15 protein-coding genes and 2 pseudogenes are annotated in these 17,166 nt (G+C 69.7%); 9 read left to right on the forward strand and 8 right to left on the reverse strand.

Going from position 1 to position 17,166, the window contains the following annotated elements; translation table 11 throughout:
* The first annotated feature begins 24 nt into the window (after nucleotides 1-24).
* The 5 genes and pseudogenes from ACFVT1_RS08650 to ACFVT1_RS08670 form a co-directional block, all read left to right on the forward strand.
* Nucleotides 25-252: an MbtH family protein gene (locus ACFVT1_RS08650; protein WP_389793643.1), complete on the forward strand. Its 228-nt coding sequence runs from the start codon at nucleotides 25-27 to the stop codon at nucleotides 250-252.
* Nucleotides 249-1,364 (forward strand): GntG family PLP-dependent aldolase, encoded by a 1,116-nt coding sequence (locus ACFVT1_RS08655; protein WP_389793644.1) that lies wholly within the window; start codon nucleotides 249-251, stop codon nucleotides 1,362-1,364. The genes ACFVT1_RS08650 and ACFVT1_RS08655 overlap by 4 nt, the downstream gene beginning before the upstream one ends.
* 70 nt (nucleotides 1,365-1,434) lie before the next feature.
* Nucleotides 1,435-2,811 carry an MFS transporter gene (locus tag ACFVT1_RS08660; RefSeq protein ID WP_389793645.1) on the forward strand — a complete coding sequence of 459 codons (1,377 nt, stop codon included), beginning with the start codon at nucleotides 1,435-1,437 and terminating at the stop codon, nucleotides 2,809-2,811.
* 204 nt (nucleotides 2,812-3,015) lie between these two features.
* Nucleotides 3,016-4,172 (forward strand): annotated as a pseudogene (locus tag ACFVT1_RS08665) (transposase); the annotation flags it as partial.
* Between the two features lie 177 nt (nucleotides 4,173-4,349).
* Nucleotides 4,350-4,652: pseudogene (locus tag ACFVT1_RS08670) on the forward strand (IS701 family transposase); the annotation flags it as partial.
* Between the two features lie 45 nt (nucleotides 4,653-4,697).
* On the opposite strand, the gene ACFVT1_RS08675 reads toward ACFVT1_RS08670, so the two are convergent.
* On the reverse strand, nucleotides 4,698-5,273 hold the full coding sequence (locus tag ACFVT1_RS08675) for a hypothetical protein (RefSeq protein WP_389793646.1): 576 nt from the start codon (nucleotides 5,271-5,273) through the stop codon (nucleotides 4,698-4,700).
* 138 nt (nucleotides 5,274-5,411) lie between these two features.
* Nucleotides 5,412-5,954: an ArsR/SmtB family transcription factor gene (locus tag ACFVT1_RS08680; protein ID WP_389793647.1), complete on the reverse strand. Its 543-nt coding sequence runs from the start codon at nucleotides 5,952-5,954 to the stop codon at nucleotides 5,412-5,414.
* A 58-nt stretch (nucleotides 5,955-6,012) separates the two neighbouring features.
* Here ACFVT1_RS08680 and ACFVT1_RS08685 point away from each other — a divergent pair, with 58 nt between their 5' ends.
* The 3 genes from ACFVT1_RS08685 (at nucleotide 6,013) to ACFVT1_RS08695 (ending at nucleotide 9,384) form a co-directional block, all read left to right on the forward strand.
* Nucleotides 6,013-6,918, forward strand: a complete 906-nt coding sequence (locus ACFVT1_RS08685; RefSeq protein WP_389793648.1) for a S41 family peptidase — start codon at nucleotides 6,013-6,015, stop codon at nucleotides 6,916-6,918.
* A 195-nt stretch (nucleotides 6,919-7,113) separates the two neighbouring features.
* A complete protein-coding gene (locus tag ACFVT1_RS08690; RefSeq protein WP_389793649.1) occupies nucleotides 7,114-7,719 on the forward strand; it encodes a TetR family transcriptional regulator in 606 nt (201 codons plus the stop codon).
* Between the two features lie 57 nt (nucleotides 7,720-7,776).
* The gene (locus ACFVT1_RS08695; protein ID WP_389793650.1) at nucleotides 7,777-9,384 is read left to right on the forward strand and encodes an MDR family MFS transporter; all 1,608 of its coding nucleotides are present in this window, start codon (nucleotides 7,777-7,779) and stop codon (nucleotides 9,382-9,384) included.
* 226 nt (nucleotides 9,385-9,610) lie between these two features.
* Here the strand turns inward: ACFVT1_RS08695 and lysA are convergent, their stop codons facing one another.
* The gene (gene lysA, locus ACFVT1_RS08700) at nucleotides 9,611-10,942 is read right to left on the reverse strand and encodes a diaminopimelate decarboxylase (protein WP_389794068.1); all 1,332 of its coding nucleotides are present in this window, start codon (nucleotides 10,940-10,942) and stop codon (nucleotides 9,611-9,613) included.
* Nucleotides 10,943-11,001: 59 nt separating this feature from the next.
* Complete coding sequence (locus ACFVT1_RS08705; protein WP_389793651.1) at nucleotides 11,002-11,430, reverse strand: SAV_915 family protein; 429 nt, start codon at nucleotides 11,428-11,430, stop codon at nucleotides 11,002-11,004.
* Nucleotides 11,431-11,651: 221 nt separating this feature from the next.
* Between ACFVT1_RS08705 and ACFVT1_RS08710 the strand changes: the two genes are divergently transcribed.
* Nucleotides 11,652-12,065, forward strand: coding sequence for a hypothetical protein (locus tag ACFVT1_RS08710; protein ID WP_389793652.1), 414 nt, complete (start codon nucleotides 11,652-11,654; stop codon nucleotides 12,063-12,065).
* 139 nt (nucleotides 12,066-12,204) lie between these two features.
* Here the strand turns inward: ACFVT1_RS08710 and ACFVT1_RS08715 are convergent, their stop codons facing one another.
* The 4 genes from ACFVT1_RS08715 to kdpA all read right to left on the reverse strand — a co-directional run bounded on the left by ACFVT1_RS08715 (nucleotide 12,205) and on the right by kdpA (nucleotide 17,157).
* Nucleotides 12,205-12,354, reverse strand: a complete 150-nt coding sequence (locus tag ACFVT1_RS08715) for a hypothetical protein (RefSeq protein WP_389793653.1) — start codon at nucleotides 12,352-12,354, stop codon at nucleotides 12,205-12,207.
* 344 nt (nucleotides 12,355-12,698) lie between these two features.
* Nucleotides 12,699-13,328 (reverse strand): potassium-transporting ATPase subunit KdpC, encoded by a 630-nt coding sequence (gene kdpC, locus ACFVT1_RS08720; protein WP_389793654.1) that lies wholly within the window; start codon nucleotides 13,326-13,328, stop codon nucleotides 12,699-12,701.
* A 35-nt stretch (nucleotides 13,329-13,363) separates the two neighbouring features.
* Entirely contained in the window at nucleotides 13,364-15,493 is a 2,130-nt protein-coding gene (kdpB, locus tag ACFVT1_RS08725; RefSeq protein ID WP_389793655.1) for a potassium-transporting ATPase subunit KdpB, read from the reverse strand.
* Nucleotides 15,493-17,157 carry a potassium-transporting ATPase subunit KdpA gene (gene kdpA / locus ACFVT1_RS08730; protein ID WP_389793656.1) on the reverse strand — a complete coding sequence of 555 codons (1,665 nt, stop codon included), beginning with the start codon at nucleotides 17,155-17,157 and terminating at the stop codon, nucleotides 15,493-15,495. Before kdpA ends, kdpB begins: the two co-directional genes overlap by 1 nt.
* Between the last annotated feature and the right edge of the window lie 9 nt (nucleotides 17,158-17,166).

Below are 17,166 nucleotides of genomic sequence, written 5' to 3' on the forward strand. Positions count from 1 at the left end.
CCCTCTTCCCGACAGGAGTCCCCTGTGTCAACGAAGCGATACCTCGTCGTGGTCAACAGCGAGGAGCAGTACTCCATCTGGCCCGCGACCCTGGACATCCCGCGCGACTGGAGCGCGGTGGGCAGCCCCGCGGCGAAGGAGGACTGCCTGACCGAGATCGAACGCCTCTGGACGGACATGCGCCCGCTCAGCCTGCGCACCCGCACCCGCACCCGGACCACCGGATGCGCGACACAAGGAGCCACACGATGACACTTCTTCTCGACGGCCACGCGCACGACGCCCGGAGCAGCACGGCCGCCCCGCACCGGCCGGTGGAACTGCGCAGCGACACCTTCACACTGCCGACCCAGCGCATGCTGACGGCGGCGGTACGCGCACCCCTGGGGGACGACGTCTACGGCGAGGACCCGACCGTGGCCGAACTGGAGGCACTGGCGGCCGACATCCTCGGCAAGGAGGCCGGCTGCCTGATGCCGAGCGGCACCATGGCCAACCTCACCGCGCTGCTGACCCACTGCCAACGCGGCCGCAAGGCCGTCGTGGGCCGGGAGTCCGACATCTACGTCTACGAGGCCGGCGGTGCCGCCGTGTGCGGGGGCATCTCCTACGAGCCGCTCGACAACCGCCCCGACGGCACCATCGATCCCGAGGCACTTGCCGAGGCCCTGGACGTGGACGGCGACGACCCCCAGTTCGCCCTGGCGGGGGTCATCTGCCTGGAGACGCCGCACAACAGGCGCGGGGGCATTCCCCTGACGGTGGACTACCTCGGCCAGGTGTCCGAGATGGCCCGCGCGCGCCAGGTCGCGCTGCACCTGGACGGTGCCCGGCTGTTCAACGCCGCCCTGGCCCTGGGCGTGTCACCCGCACGGCTCGCCGCCCACGGTGACACGGTTCAGATATGCCTGTCCAAGGGTCTGAGCGCACCGATCGGATCCGTTCTGGTGGGTGACCGGGCGTCCGTCGCGAGCGCGCGCCGGGCCCGCAAGATGCTCGGCGGGGGCATGCGCCAGGCAGGCATGGTCGCCGCCTGCGGCATCGTCGCTCTCACCGACATGGTCGACCGGCTGAGCGAGGACCACGCCCACGCGGCCCGTCTCGCGCGCGGCTTGGCGGCCCTGCCGGGCCTGCGGCTCCGTCCGGGCACTCCCGCGACCAACATGGTCTTCTTCTCCGTCGACGAACGGATCGGCGACACCAGGCAGCTGATCCGCGCGCTCGCCCGCCGGGGGGTGAACGTCGAGGAGCTGGGGCCGGGCCAGATCCGGGCGGTCACGCACGCGGGCGTCACCACGGCCGACGTCGACCGCGCCGTGGCGGTCTTCGCCGAACTGCTCGCGAAGCCGCCCGCGGCCGGCTGACCGGCCCCTCCGTGCGGGGCACCCGCCCCCGACAACACGCCCCCGCAGGCTTCGAAGGAAGGCCGCAGAGATGACAGGCGAAACGGCGACGGGCACCAGGCGGGCCACCGCCGCACCTCCCGCCCACCGCGACCCGAACGTGCTGCGCTGGCTGGGCGCGTACACCGCCTCGCTGCTCGGTGACAGCGTGTACTTCCTGGCGCTCGCCTGGGCCGCGGCCCGGGTGACCGGTCCGGCGCAGGTGGGCGTGGTGCTGGCCCTGGGAGCAGTCCCCCGGGCCGTACTGATGCTGGGCGGCGGGGTGATCGCCGACCGGCTGGGGCCCCGGCGCGTGGTGATCACCGCCGACGCCGTCCGGGCGGGGGTCGTCCTGGCGGTGGCCCTCGCCCTGGGCCTGGCCTCACCGGGGGTCTGGCTGCTGGCCGCGGTGGCGCTCGTCTTCGGCGTCGTCGACGCCGTGTTCATGCCTGCGGTGGGGGCCCTGCCCCCGCGGATCACGACACGGGACCAGCTCGTCAGGGTGCAGGGCCTGCGGACGCTCGCCACCCGGCTGGCCGTGATCGTCGGACCCTTCGTCGGCGGGACGGCGATGTCGCTGGGCGGCCCGGCAGCCGCCTTCGCCGCCGCCGGGCTGGTCTTCGCCCTGTCCCTCGTCCTGCTGCTGAATCTCCGCGTGGCCGCTTCCCCGCCGGCGCACCTCGCGGACGCCTCCGAAGCCGCCACCCCGTCCACGCCGTCCGCCCTGTCTACCCCTTCTATCCCGTCCACACCGTCCGCCTCGCCCGCCTCGCCCGCCTCGCCCGCCTCGCCCGCCTCGCCCGCCTCGCCCGCCTCGCCCTGGCATGATCTGGCCGAGGGCCTCCGGTACGTCAAGCGCCACCGGATGCTCCTCGCGCTGATCACGGTCGCGTGGCTGGTGGAGCTCGGGTTCTCCGGACCGCTCAACATCGGTCTGGTGCTGCTGGTCGAGGACCGGGGCTGGGGCCCCGGAGGCATGGGCCTGATCATCTCCTCCTTCGGAGCCGGAGCGGGCGCCAGTGCGCTCGCCCTGGCCCTGGGCGGCCGCATCCCACGAGCCGTGCCGCTCAGCGGCTGGTGCCTGCTGCTGGGGTCCCTGGCCGTCGGCGCACTGGGCACCACATCCGCCCTCCCCCTCGCCGCCGCGGCGGCGGCGGTGGCCGGACTGGCAGCCGGGTTCACGGGCGCGGTCTTCGCCGCCCTGCTCCAGACTTCGACCGACCCCGCCTACCTGGGACGTGTCACCGCGACGACGACCCTCCTCACCGTGGGCGTCGTTCCCCTCAGCTACCCCCTGACCGGGGCGCTCGCTCCGCACGTCGGACTGCCCGCGGTCTTCCTCGGCTACGCGTGCGTCTGCGCGCTGGCGGCAGCTCTCGTACCGGCCTGCGCAACACTGCGCGGGGCATCCCTGCCCCCGCGCAACTGACCGCTGGACAGCGACTTCAGCGAAATCCACTCACCGCGTGCGGGGCGGCATCACGGTCTCGATCAGCAGCGCAGAAGGGCGTCGAAGGAATCGTCCGGGAAGGCACTCGGGTCACGCGCGCCAGCCTCCGCGACGGCTTCCACGTGCGCGGCGCGCTGCTGTGAAGACCGCGCGAATTCGAAGCATCACAGAACGGCCGTGTGAATGAGTGTGCTGGGCGAGGTCGCCCGCGTCGATCCTCTTGGTGTGCTGTCCGGGTTTCGACGGGACCTCTATGACTTTTTGGAAGCGCGGGGCGACGAGTTGTTCGAGCTGGTCGACGCTCTGCTGTGCACCGAGGGTCCGGTGAAGACGCTGGTCGAGTTGTCACCGGCTCCTGAGCACCGGCGTGGTCATGGCGCTCTGTATGGCGGGTTGAACTGCGGGCGGCTGGATGTGGCGCGGCTGCGCAGGGCTTTGACCGGACTGGCCTTGCCCCGGGCTGCGGACGGGCGGATCGTCCTGGCCATCGATGTCAGCAACTGGCTGCGGCCGGACGCGAACACCAGCCCGGACAGGCTGTTCTGCCACACCTATGGCCGGGGCAAGGGCTCGTCCCAGATGATCCCTGGCTGGCCCTGCTCCTTCGTAGCTGCCCTGGAACCCGGGCGGACCTCGTGGACCGCCATCCTGGATGTGATCCGACTCCGTCCCTACGACGACGTGATCGCCGTCACTGCGGCCCAGATCCGTGAGGTGGTCCAGCGATATGTGCGGCAAGGCAGTGGACGGACGGTGCCTCTCCCGTCCCGGTCGTCGTGGAAGCCGGCTACGACGTCACCCGTCCGGCCTTCCTGCTCACCGACCTGCCCGTCGAACTGTTGGGGCGGATGCGCTCGGACCGCGTCCTGTACTTCCCGCCAACGCCCCGGCCGCCTGGCAAGCGCGGGCGCAAGCCCAAGCGCGGACCGGAATTCAAGTTCGAGGACGCCATCACCTGGCCCGCCCCGGCGATTACCACGGTCATCGAAACCACCCGCTACGGGCTGGCCCTCGCCAGCGCCTGGTGTCAGCTGCACCCGCTGCTGGTCCGCCGCTCGGTGTGGGCCGACTACCCCGAAGGTGAACTACCGGTCATCGCAGGCACAGTGGTCCACCTCCGGGTCGACCACCTGCCCGGGGACCGGGATCCCAAGCCGGTGTGGCTGTGGTGGTCACGTTGCGATGCCACCGCTGCCGATGTGGACCGGCTCTGGCAATCGTTTCTGCGGCGATTCGATCTTGAACATACCTTCAGAATGATCAAGCAGACCCTTGGCTGGACCGCTCCGCAATTCCGCTACCCGGCCGCGGCGGACCGCTGGACCTGGCTGGTCATCGCCCAATGCCGCGAAGTTAAGGGCTCGGAGACGGCGTCAAGGTGTCCGTCGGGGTGATCTTGTAGGTGCTCGGTGCGGTGCGTGTCAGCAGGCTGTGGCGGGTCCGAAGACAGAGCTGGGAGGTGAGGTTCCGGAAGGATTGGCGCGCAGTGAGTCCCAGGCGGTGGGCCAGGTCGCGGGGGCCTGGCCGGACTGGACGAACACCAGGTCAGACGGTGGATCTCCTGGCATCGGTGGGTCACCCTCGCCATGCTCGCGCACGCCTTCCTCGCCGTCGTCCGCGCCGACGAACACGCCCAGCATCCAGCACCAGACCAGCTGATCCCGCTGAGCTGCAACGAGATCCAGCACCTGTTCACCGCCCTGGCAGTCCAACCCATTCACGACTCAGCCCACCGAATCCGCTGGTCCTACTGGCGGCGGCGCCACCAGGCCCGAGCCCGCGATGGTCATTACCGACGGCAAACCACCCAAGAGCCATGAAACTGAGCATCCATGGCGAAGTCCGAAGGTCATTTCCCACCCGGCTCACGCCTCGAAATCGTGATCCCCGTACTCGGCCCAGCCCCGGTCGATCAGCTCATCCGCCAACTCGTCCTCGTCGAGGTCATCAAGGCCGGAAAGGTCATCGAGGGCGCCATCGCCAAGCTTGACGTAGTCACCGTGCTCCGCGATGTCGCCCACGAGCGGTGGGACGAGGATGCTGTCCCAGTCCACAGTGACCTCGATCCTGCCGTCGAGGTCGCCTTCGAACATCGCGTCGGCAAGCACCATCCTCACCTTCTCTGGATCATCCGCGCCAACGGCGTAGCCGGTCGGCTTGCCTGGTCCGCAGAAGGTGATGTCCGGGTAGCCGTCGACTCGGATCGTGATGAACGGGTGAAGATCGATCGAACGCACTCGTTCGCCCTGCTGGTACACGTCCAGGACCAGTTCAGTACTGGGGCCGTAGTCGAACAGCAGCCATACGTTGATGTAGTCCTCGAGTTCGGAGTCCAGAGCACGCATGGCTTCGTCGAGACTGCCGCAAATGTGGTGCGCGTCCTTCCTGGCCCCGCCGGGAGACACACCAAACCTCAAGTCGTAGAAACTCTTAAGCACCATGCCGCGGAACCCTACCCAGGGGGACCGACAACCGGCTTCCGCCGGGGTCCCCAACACCGTGGCCACAACGCCCACCATGGCCACTGCCGACGACACATACTCCAGCAACCAGCCAGATCATCATCTACGGCTGGAGTACTAGACGGAACCTGTGGTGCCGGTCGGCAGAGCCTGCTGATAGAGCGTCACCAGTACGCCGTGCAGGGGCTGATCCACCGACTCCTCCTCGGCCTCGTCGACCAACCGGGCGAGGGTCTCGCCGAGTTCCCTTGCCTTCGCGGGGCTGAGACGCAAGTGGCGCAGCGTCAGGTGAGTCTCGGCGGGCGAGCGGTCCAGCTCCTGGGCGACTGCGGAGAGCATCGCGGCGGTGCCCGCCGCTCGGGGTTCGGCGACGACCATGCGGCGGGCCGTGCGCTGGTAGTACTGCTCGGTGCCGCCGCGGACCTGGCGGGTTTCGGCGACGTGGACGAGTCCGGCTTCGCGGAGCACTTTGAGGTGGTGGGCCACGTTGCCCTTCTTCGCGTCGAGTTGCGTCGCGAGCTGGCTGATGGTGGCGGGCCGACGGCCCAGAGCGAAGAGCAGTCGCTGACGCAAGGGGTGGGCGAGCGCCGCGAACTGCTCAGGCGCACCGATCTCCTGGACGTCCTCAGGAGGCGGCGGAGAGGGAGGCTGATCATGCATACGGAAAGTGTCCAACTATCTTGACGCTTTCGCAAGGGCGGTGCTCTACTTCCCTGCCATGACGACTCCGACGACGTTTCGGCCTGCCCCGGTCATCGACGAGACGGCCCGGCTCCTGATCGAGCACTACGTATTCCCCGAGACAGCCGAACAGCTCACAGACCTGCTGCAACGGCGCCTCGCCGAGGGCGCCTACGACGTCGACAGTGCCGAGGAGCTCGGTCGGCTCGTCACCGCGGACCTGCAGTCCGTCAACGGCGACCGCCACCTGAGACTGAAGTACCACGCCGCCCCGGTACCTCCGGAACAAGGGGCGGCCACCCTGACCGCCATGCGCCGGGACTTCGACATCTCGCTGGGCGGTGCGCCCCGGGTGGAGCTGCTCGACGGAGGGGTCGCCGTGGTGGAGCTGGCACCGGCGCTCTTTCCGCTGGAGTGGGCCGCCGAACCGCTGAGTGCCGCGCTCACCCTGGCCTCCCGCGCCCGGGCGCTGATCGTGGACCTTCGCGCCAACCGGGGCGGCGACCCGGACACGGTCGCCTTCGTCTGCAGCTATCTGCTGGATGAGCGCACCCACCTCAACACCATGCACTGGCGCGACGGGAAGCGCCGCGAGCAGTCCTGGAGCCTGCCGCACGTCCCCGGTGCGCGCTTCGGCGGCAGCAAGCCGTTGTACGTACTGTCCAGCGGCGTCACCTTCTCCGGCGCCGAGGAGCTGACGTACAACCTGCAGCAGCTCGGCCGCGCCGTTGTCGTCGGCGAGCGCACCGGCGGCGGTGCACATCCTCGGGAGGGCTGGACGGTACACCCGCACCTGGAAGCCACCATCCCGCTCGGCCGCCCCGTCAACCCCGTCTCCGGCACCAACTGGGAGGGCACCGGCGTGCGACCGGACATCCCCTGCGCCGCCGCCGGCTCCCTCGACCGCGCCCACGAACTGGCCCTCGCCCGGCTGGCAGGCTGACCCGCCTCGGTTCCGCCGGCGGCACGGCGCGCAGCGCCTACGCCCCGGATCGCGCCGGAGGCCTACGCGCGGTCGGGCGGGACGGCGGCGGGCCGGGTCCGGGCCTGCCTGGACCGGTTCGGGGCACCCGCGCGGCACCGGAACCCTTCCAGTAAAAATTTTGCACGCCACGCAAACTTGCATAGCATGCATTTCATGTGTGCCGACGACATGCCCCTCGGACTGCGTGAACGCAAGAAGCGTGCCACGCGTGACGCCCTCGCGGACGTGGCGCTGCGCATGGCCGCGGACCGCGGAATCGAGAACATGACCGTAGAAGCGGTCACCGACGCGGTCGGTGTCTCGGTGCGCACTTTCTTCAACTACTTCCCGTGCCTGGAAGACGCGATCACCCGGCCGGACCAGGACAGCGCCGAGCGGGCCCGCCGCGCGGTGCTGAACGCACCGGAGGAATTCACGGCACTCCATGCTCTCCGCGAGGCGATCGGCCAGGAACTCGCCCACATCGAGGAGGATCACGAACGCTGGGAGCTCCAGATGGCCGCGCTCAGGACGAGTCCTTCGCTGCTGTCCGGATTCCTGGCCGCCCAGGGCGCGGACGAACGCGCACTGGTCGCCGTCGTGGCCGAGCGCCTCGGCCAGGATCCGGAGTCCGATCTCTACCCTCGGCTTCTCACGCACGTGACGATCGCTGCCGTGCGCGCCGCCGTCGAGCTCTGGGCGGCCTCCGGCCGTACCCGTACGTTCCAGAGCATCTATCGTGAGGCGTTCGCCTCGCTGGCCGACGGTCTGAGCGGCTGAAGCACATCCGAAGCCCCTACCAGGGCAATTCACCAGAGAATGAGGAAACGTCAGCAAATGACCGCTGCCGTCACACCCGAAACCGGTACGGCCGGTGCGCCCGAGGGGGCCGCACCAGCCATGACGCGTCGTCACATACTCCAGGCCATGTCGGGCCTGATGGCCGGCATGTTCGTGGCCATTCTGGCCTCAACCGTGGTCTCCAACGCGCTCCCCAGGATCATTGCCGATCTGCACGGCAGCCAGTCCTCGTACACGTGGGTGGTCACCGCCGAGCTCCTGGCGATGACAGCGACCGTCCCGATCTGGGGCAAGCTGTCCGACCTCTACGACAAGAAGCTGCTCATCCAGCTCTCTCTTTCGATGTTCATCGTCGGCTCACTCGTCGCGGGCTTCTCGCACAGCGTCGGCCTGCTCATCGTGAGCCGTGTGGTGCAGGGCATCGGCGCGGGCGGTCTCACCGCTCTCGCCCAGGTCGTGATGGCGGCGATCATCCCGCCTCGTGAACTCGGCCGCTACTCCGGCATCTTCGGCGCCGTCTTCGCCGTCGGCACGGTCGCAGGACCGCTCATCGGCGGCGTGCTCGTGGACACCTCCTGGCTGGGGTGGCGCTGGTGCTTCTTCATCGGTGTGCCGTTCGCCCTGCTCGCGATCGTGCTGCTCCAGCTGACGCTGAAGCTGCCCACGGTCCGCAGGAAGGTGAAGATCGACTACCTCGGTGCCGTCCTCATCATGAGCGGGGTCAGCGCACTGCTGCTGTGGGTGACACTCGCAGGCAACCGGTTCGACTGGGCGTCATGGCAGACCGCCGCTCTGGTCAGCACCGGTCTGGTACTTCTGATCACAGCGGTCCTGGTCGAATCCAGGGTCCAGGAACCGATCATCCCGCTGGACATCTTCCGCAACCGCACCGTGGCGCTGACGACGGTGGCGAGCCTGCTGGTCGGCGTGGCCATGTTCGGCGGCACGGTGTTCCTCTCCCAGTACTTCCAGATCTCCCTCGGCAAGTCGCCGACCATCGCAGGGCTGATGAGCCTGCCGATGATCCTCGGCCTGATGGTGTCCACGACCATCGCCGGGCAGATCATCTCCGCCCGGGGCAAGTGGAAGGGCTTCCTGATCGCGGGCGGCGTCATCATGACCGCGGGCATGGGCCTGCTGTCCACGATCAGCGCGGACTCCTCGTTCGTCCTGCTCAGCGTCTACATGGTGGTGCTCGGCGTCGGTGTCGGCATGCTGATGCAGAACCTCGTGCTGGCAGCTCAGAACGACGTGCCCGCGTCGGAGCTCGGCGCAGCGACCTCGGTGCTGTCGTTCTTCCGCAGCCTCGGTGGGGCGATCGGCACGAGCGCGCTGGGCGCCGTGCTCAGCCACCGGGTGGCGAGCGAGATGGCGAAGGGCTTCGGCGGGGCGACGGACAACGGCGGCGCCGGGCACGCTGTCCCCGACCTCAGCACCCTTCCCGAACCGGCCCGGCAGGTGGTCGAGCACGCCTACGGGGTCGCGACCGCCGATGTCTTCCTGATCGGGGCCCCCTTCGCGTTTCTCGCCCTGATCGCGGTGCTCTTCATCAAGGAGAAGCCGCTCAAGACGCAGAGCGGCATGGAGCGGCTCGCGGAGGAGAACGCCGCCGCCTCGAAGGCACCGGCTGCTCCGACGCACTGAGCACGGCGGGCCCGAGGAGGCCGGACGCCGTGCCCGGACAGAATCCGCGGACGCGCACGACGCGGCGGACGCGTGAGGACGTGCCGAGCACGGCGGCCGGGCTCCTTCTCGCCAAGAGGCGAACGGTCGGCGCAGGGCGTATCAGTTCCGTGATGGTCGTCGGCTCCCGGCCACCGGTGGGCCGGGAGCCGGGAGCCGGGAGCGTGCGGACATGGGCGCGGACGATTCAGAGACCGACGTCGCGGCCGTTGATGTCGGCGAGGGATTCGCGGCGGACCAATAGCCGCGCACGGCCGTCATGGACGGCGACCACCGGCGGGCGGCCGACCGCATTGTAACTGGACGCCATGGAGAGGTGGTACGCGCCCGCGACAGGGACGGCCACCAGGTCACCCGGGCGGATGTCGCCCGGCATGGCCACGTCGGCGGCGAGCACATCGCCCGCCTCGCAATGGCGGCCGACGACGGTCGCCGTGCAGGGCTCGGCCGTCGAGGGGCGGCCGATGAGCCGGGGTGCGTAGCGGACTCCGTACAGCGCGGGCCGCGGGTTGTCGCTCATCCCGCCGTCCACGGCGACGAAGACCCGGTCGCCGGTCCTCTTGACGGCGAGCACGCGGTAGAGCGCCACGCCCGCCGGCCCGACCAGCGCGCGGCCCGGCTCGATGGTGAGCCGGGGCACGGGGATGCCGGCCGCCGCGCAGCTCGTGGCCAGTTCACGGCGGATGCGGGCGCCGAGCGACGGTATGTCGAGCGCGTTCTCCCCCGGTCGGTAGGCGACCGCGTGCCCACCCCCCAGGTCCAGCTCCGGCAGGACGGTCCCGTGCTGGTGGCGGACCTGGGCAAGCAGCCCGACCACCCGTCGGAGCGCAGTCAGGTAGGGCTTGGCCGTGGTGATCTGCGAGCCGATGTGGCAGTGCAGTCCGACCAGTTCGAGCCGCGGCTGGTCGAGGATCCGGGCAATGGCGTGCTGAGCGCTCCCGTCGGTGATCGGCAGCCCGAACTTCTGGTCGTCCGTGCCGGTGCGGATCGCGGCGTGGCTGCCCGCGCTCACGCCCGGAACCACGCGCACCAACACCTTCTGTCGGGCACCGTCCGGGATGAGCGCGGACAGCCGGGCGATCTCCCACGCGCTGTCGATGACGATCCGTCCGACACCCAGGCGCAGCGCGGCGCCCAGGTCCTCCGGGCTCTTGGCGTTGCCGTGCAGCACGATGCGCTCGGGCGGGAAGCCGGTGGTGACGGCGAGTTCCAGCTCGCCCGCGGAGCAGACGTCCAGGCCGAGACCCTCCTCCCGCACCCAGCGCAGCAGGGCGCGACAGAGGAATGCCTTCGCCGCGTAGACGACATCGGTGTCCGGGAAGGCCCGCAGATAGGTGCGGCAGCGTTCCCGCACCTCGCCCTCGTCCAGGAGGTAGACCGGCGTACCGAACCGCTCGGCCGCCTCGACGAGGGAGACTCCGCCCACCGCGACATCGCCGCGGGGGGCGGGCCGCGCCGAAGCGGGCCAGACGGACAGACTTGCGGCGTTGCCCGGCGGCGCGGGGACCGCGTGCGGCATGTCCGGCGCCGGAACCGACTGTCCTGGCAGTGATGTGGTCATGGTGTTCCCCCGGCCGATCAAGAGGTTGATGCAGGAGACAACGACTGTGTGCCGGTCGTGCGGGTCCCATCGGCCGCTCCCGGTTCCCAGCCCTGCCGGCGCTTCCGCCGCGGCGCGGGGGTTGTAGGGCGAGCGGGCTTCACAGCGGCCGCGGCACCGGGCCCGGGGGCAACGAGGAGGGGGTCGACGACGAGGTCGACCACACCCAAGGGCGCGACGAGGGCACGTACCGCCGGCTCGGCAAGGCGGATCCAGGTCTGCCGCTCCCCCAGCGTGAGGATGAGTTGTCGCTCGTTGGTGAAGGCAACCGCGGTGCGGATGCCCAGGGGCGTCCGGAAGAGGCGGGCGCAGCAGCCCGCGGGCCCCGGCCGGACCGGAACGAACAGCGCCCCGGTCCGGTCCGGTTGAAGGGGGTCGGGGTCCTCGGCGCGCTGGTTGTCGATCATGGCACTCCTCGTGAAGACGGGCACATCAACCCGGACTACTGGCAAGCCGGGGCACAGCAGTGACGGTATGCCCGCCCCGCCTGGGCCGGACTTCTCCGTTAGCGGAGCCTTGACCCCGCACCGCCGACCCTTGACGCGGGATTGACGACGGCCAGTCGTGCGGCCTCGTTCGGAGCTGCGCCGAGCATCGTCGGCGCCCGGCGCGGGCCCGGAAACTGAAGGTGATCGCCCTCACCGACCACGACTACCTGGCGCAGATCCACCACACCGCCCGGCTGGCCGAGACCGCCACCAGCCCGTACACCGTGATCGACCATGTGTGCCGGCAGCTCGTGGGACTGCTCGGCCTGAACGGCTGCCGCTTCGAATACGGCACCCTCATCGGGCGTCCGCCCCGTCTGGAGGAAGACGGCAGCATTGCCTGGGACCGCCACCGGCGCTGGGACGCCGACCGCGACGGTCTGCCGGGCGAGGAAGTGGAACTGCGGGTCTTCCACAACGGACACTTCCACGGCCGGTTCATGCTCCGGCCCGCACCCGGGGCGGCGCCCCCGCTCGCCGCGCGGCTGGTCGCGGTGACTCTCGCCGACCAGGTAGGGGCGGCACTCGACACGGCCGGCCGCACCGGCGTCTGACGGCCCGGACCGCGTCGGCCGAGCCGTTGTCCCGGCTGCCGGCCGGCCCGCACTGCCGACGCCCGGCCACCACTCGTAGGGCCCCCCGCAACTCGCAGGCCCCCTGCGAGAGGCGACGACGAGAAGCTCTCCGGGGCTGTCACCGACCCGCGATCGCGACAACGAGCACGGTCGCCGGGAGCAGTGCGACGAGGGCGCCCCCGGCGATGAACACACGGTCGGAACCCACGTGTTCCCGCCCATGGACGACGACGCTTCGCGGGTCGGCCGGATCGTAGGAGACAAGCACGTCGTCGCCGTCGTCGAGCGGCTTCCGCCGGGTGGGGGGGGAACGGGACAGACGACCTCCATCACCCTGTCGTCCTCCGTCACGAACTGGAGCAGCGGGCGCGGTGGGGCCGAGTCCTCACGGACCTCTGCCGGGCGCCGCTTGACCAGCGCCTGGACGCGCACGCCCGTTTCGCTCACACGCCGTGCCTGGCGCAGGCCGTAGGTCCCGACGAGGACGGCGAGCAGGCCGCCGAACGCGGCGATCCCCGCAAGTACGGCCACGGCTCCCGCATCCATGTCATGCCCCACGCCGGTGTATGTCCGCACTGCGGCCGCCGTCGCATCGGCGCCCCCACATTCTGGTCACATCAGCCGGGTCAGATCGTGGTTGAGTTCGACGACATTGACGCGTTCCTGACCCAGAAAGCCGAGAACACGTCCCTGGACGTGGTGGGCGACCAGCTTCCTGACCTCGGCGGGGGCGAGGTGGCGGGCCTTCGCGACGCGGTCGACCTGTTCGTAGGCGTACGCCGGGGAGATCGCCGGGTCGAGCCCGGAGCCGCCGGCGGTGACGGCGTCCGCCGGAACGGACGCGGGCGGGACCCCGTCGAAGGCGGCGACGGCGGCGCGGCGGCCCCTGACGGTCTCGATCAGGTCGGTGTTGTTCGGCCCCAGGTTGGAGGCGCCGGAGGCGGTGGGATCGTAGCCCCCCGCGGACGGGCGGGGCTGGAACCACTTGGGGTCGGGGCGCAGCGGCTCCTTGGCGTCCCGGGGGTTCTTCTTCGGCAGGGCGAAGTTCTGGCCGATCAGGCTGGAGGCCACCGGCGTGCCGTCCGTCGTCAGCAGGGAGCCGTTGGCCTGGTGGGAGAGGCCGGCCTGGGCGATGCCGGTGACGAGCAGCGGATAGGCGATGCCGGTGATCACGGTGAACGCCAGCAGCATCCGCAGGGCGGCCAGATGGTGCTGGAGTACGGGGGGAAGGTGGGTGCGCACCGCGGGATCGCCTTCTTCTCTCGTCGGGCCGTCCGTCAGCGCAGGCCGGGGATGAACTGGATCAGGAGGTCGAGCAGCTTGATGCCCACGAAGGGCAGTACCAGCCCGCCGAGCCCGTACATCCAGATGTTGCGGCGAAGCAGTGTCGCGGCGGAGGACGGCCGGTAGCGCACGCCGCGCAGCGCGAGTGGGATCAGCGCGATGATGATCAGCGCGTTGAAGACGATCGCGGAGGCGATCGCCGAGGTCGGGCTGTGCAGGCGCATGATGTTGAGCTTGTCCAGGCCCGGGTAGACCATCGCGAACATCGCCGGGATGATCGCGAAGTATTTCGCGACGTCGTTGGCGATCGAGAAGGTCGTCAACGCACCGCGAGTCATCAGCAGTTGCTTGCCGATCTCGACGATCTCGATCAGTTTGGTCGGGTTGGAGTCCAGGTCCACCATGTTCCCGGCCTCCTTGGCGGCCGAGGTTCCGGTGTTCATGGCCACGCCGACGTCCGCCTGGGCCAGCGCGGGCGCGTCGTTCGTACCGTCGCCGGTCATCGCGACGAGCTTGCCGCCCGCCTGCTCCCGCTTGATGAGGGCCATCTTGTCCTCGGGGGTGGCCTCGGCGAGGAAGTCGTCCACCCCCGCCTCCTGGGCGATGGCGCGCGCGGTCAGCGGGTTGTCGCCGGTGATCATGACGGTTCTGATGCCCATGCGGCGGAGTTCGTCGAAGCGTTCGCGCATGCCTTCCTTGACGACGTCCTTGAGGTGGATGACGCCCAGGACGCGGGCGCCGGGCGCGTCACCGTTCCGGGTCACCTCGCCGACGACCAGTGGGGTGCCACCGCTCGCGGAGATGCCGTCGACGATGGCGCCGACCCCTGCCGAGGGGTGGCCGCCGTTGTCACGGACCCAGCGCATCACTGCCGTCGCCGCTCCCTTGCGCAGAGACACGTTCCGCTGAGGATCGTTGAGGTCGACACCGCTCATCCGGCTCTGCGCGGTGAAGGGGACGAACGTCGCCCGGTCCAGTTCGCCCTCGCTCCGGCCGCGTAGCGCGTACTGCTGCTTGGCCAGGACGACGATCGAGCGGCCCTCGGGCGTCTCGTCGGCCATCGACGACAGTTGGGAGGCGTCGGCGAGTTCCCCGACGCTCACCCCGTCCACCGGCAGGAACTCGGCGGCCCGGCGATTACCGAGGGTGATGGTGCCGGTCTTGTCGAGCAGAAGGGTGTTGACGTCGCCCGCTGCCTCCACCGCGCGCCCGGACATCGCCAGCACGTTGCGCTGGACGAGCCGGTCCATGCCCGCGATGCCGATCGCCGAAAGCAGCGCGCCGATCGTCGTGGGGATCAGGGCCACGACGAGGGCGACGAGGATGACGATGGTCTGCTCGGCCCCTGCGAAGATGGCGAAGGGCTGGAGGGTCGCCACCGCGATCAGGAAGATGACCGTCAGGGATGCCAGCAGGATATTGAGTGCGATCTCGTTGGGCGTCCGCTGCCGCGCGGCCCCCTCCACGAGTGCGATCATCCGGTCGATGAAGGTCTCCCCCGGCTTCGAGGTGATCTTCACGACGATGCGGTCCGAGAGCACCTTGGTGCCGCCCGTGACGGCCGACCGGTCGCCGCCCGACTCGCGGATCACCGGCGCCGACTCGCCCGTGATGGCCGATTCGTCGACGCTCGCGATGCCCTCGACCACATCGCCGTCGCCGGGGATGGTCTGCCCGGCCTCGACGACGACGTGATCGTCCAGACGGAGCGCGACGCCCGGAACCTCCTCCTCCGCGGCGTCGGCCGCGCCGGGCCGCCAGTCCGTCAGGCGGCGGGCCGTCGTCGTCGTCCTGGTACGGCGCAGAGTCTCCGCCTGGGCCTTGCCGCGCCCCTCGGCCACGGCTTCGGCAAGGTTGGCGAAGACGGACGTCAGCCAGAGCCATGCCGTGATCACCCACGCGAATACGCTGGGCGTCCTGATGGCCGACAGCGTGGTCAGGACCGCCCCGACCTCCACGACGAACATGACGGGGTTGTGGACCATCGAGCGCGGATCCAGTTTGCGCAGGGCGTCGGGGAAGGACGTCAGAAGCTGTTGGGGATCGAGCAGTCCGCCCGAGACCCGGCGGCGCTGATGCCCGGCGCCCGGCGGGACGGGAGCGGGAGTGGTGGTCGTGGACATCAGTGGAGACCCTCCGCAAGGGGTCCGAGCGCGAGCGCGGGAAAGTATGTCAGTCCGACGACGATGAGGATCACTCCGGTCAACAGCCCGATGAACTGGGGCCGGTGTGTGGGCAGGGTGCCCGCGGTGACCGGAACGGGCTGCTGCCCGGCGAGCGAGCCGGCGAGCGCCAGGACGAACACCATCGGCAGGTACCGGCCGACCAGCATGACCACGCCGAGCACGGTGTTGTACCAGACGGTGTTGGCGCTCAGCCCGGCGAACGCCGAGCCGTTGTTGTTCGCGGCCGACGCGAAGGCGTAGAGGACCTCGGAGAAGCCGTGCGGTCCGGAATTGAGCATCGCGGCCCTCTCGCCCGCGAATGCCATCGCCAGCCCCGCACCGACGAGGGCGAGCGCGGGTGTGGTCAGGATGTAGAGGGAGGCGAATTTCATCTCCCGGCCCCGGATCTTCTTGCCCAGGTACTCGGGCGTGCGGCCGACCATGAGTCCGGCAACGAAGACGGCGACGATCGCGAGGATCAGGATCCCGTAGAGCCCGGATCCGGTACCGCCGGGCGCGATCTCCCCCAGCATCATGTTGAAGATCGTCATTCCGCCGCCGCCCGGCGTGTACGAGTCGTGGGACGAGCCGGCCGCTCCGCACGACGTGAGGGTGGTGGACACGGCGAACAGGGCCGAGGCCCAGATCCCGAACCGCGTCTCCTTGCCCTCCATCATTCCGCCGGCCGCGTGACCGGCCGTACTGCTGACACTGTGCAGTTCGTTGGCGGTCACGATGGCGACCGACGCGGCCCAGATCAACGCCATCACGCTGACGATGGCGTAGCCCTGCCGGTTGTCGCCGACCATGGTCCCGAAGGTGCGCGGCAGCGAGAACGCGATGACCAGCATGAGGTAGATCTCGATCAGGTTGGTGAAGGCGTTGGGGTTCTCGAAGGGGTGCGCGGAGTTCGCGTTGTAGAAACCACCGCCGTTGGTGCCCAGTTCCTTGATGGCCTCCTGAGAGGCGACGGGGCCCCCGGTCAGACGCTGGTGCCCGCCCGCGACGGTGGTGATGTCATGGATTCCGTGGAAGTTCTGGATGGTGCCCGCGGCTACCAGGACGAGCGCGAAGACGAACGCAAGGGGCAACAGGACGCGAACGACGATCCGCGTCAGGTCCACCCAGAAATTTCCGACGCGATCGGTCTTCTTCCGGGTGAAGCCGCGGATCAGTGCGGCGACGACGGCGATGCCGACGGCTGCGGAGACGAAGTTCTGCACCGCGAGGCCCGCCATCTGGACCAGATGGCCCATGGTCGACTCACCCGAGTACGACTGCCAGTTGGTGTTGGTGGCGAAGGATGCCGCGGTGTTGAACGACTGGTCCGTGGTGACCGGCTTCATTCCCAGGGACAGCAGGAGATGGTTCTGCAGGCGCAGGAATGCGTACAGGAACAGTACCGACACGGCGGAGAAGGCCAGGACGCTGCGCAGGTAGGTCGTCCACTTCTGGTCCGCGTCACCGTTCACTCCGCCTGCCCGATAGATCAGGCATTCGACTCGTCCATGATGGCCGGCGACCAGGACGCGGGCCATGTAACCGCCCAGCGGGCGAAACGAGAGACCCAGCGCGACCACCAGGGCGAGTACCTGGAGCCACCCCGCGAGGGTGTCGTTCATCCGGGCTCT

Source organism: Streptomyces sp. NPDC057963, assembly GCF_042887155.1.
Lineage (GTDB): Bacteria > Actinomycetota > Actinomycetes > Streptomycetales > Streptomycetaceae > Streptomyces.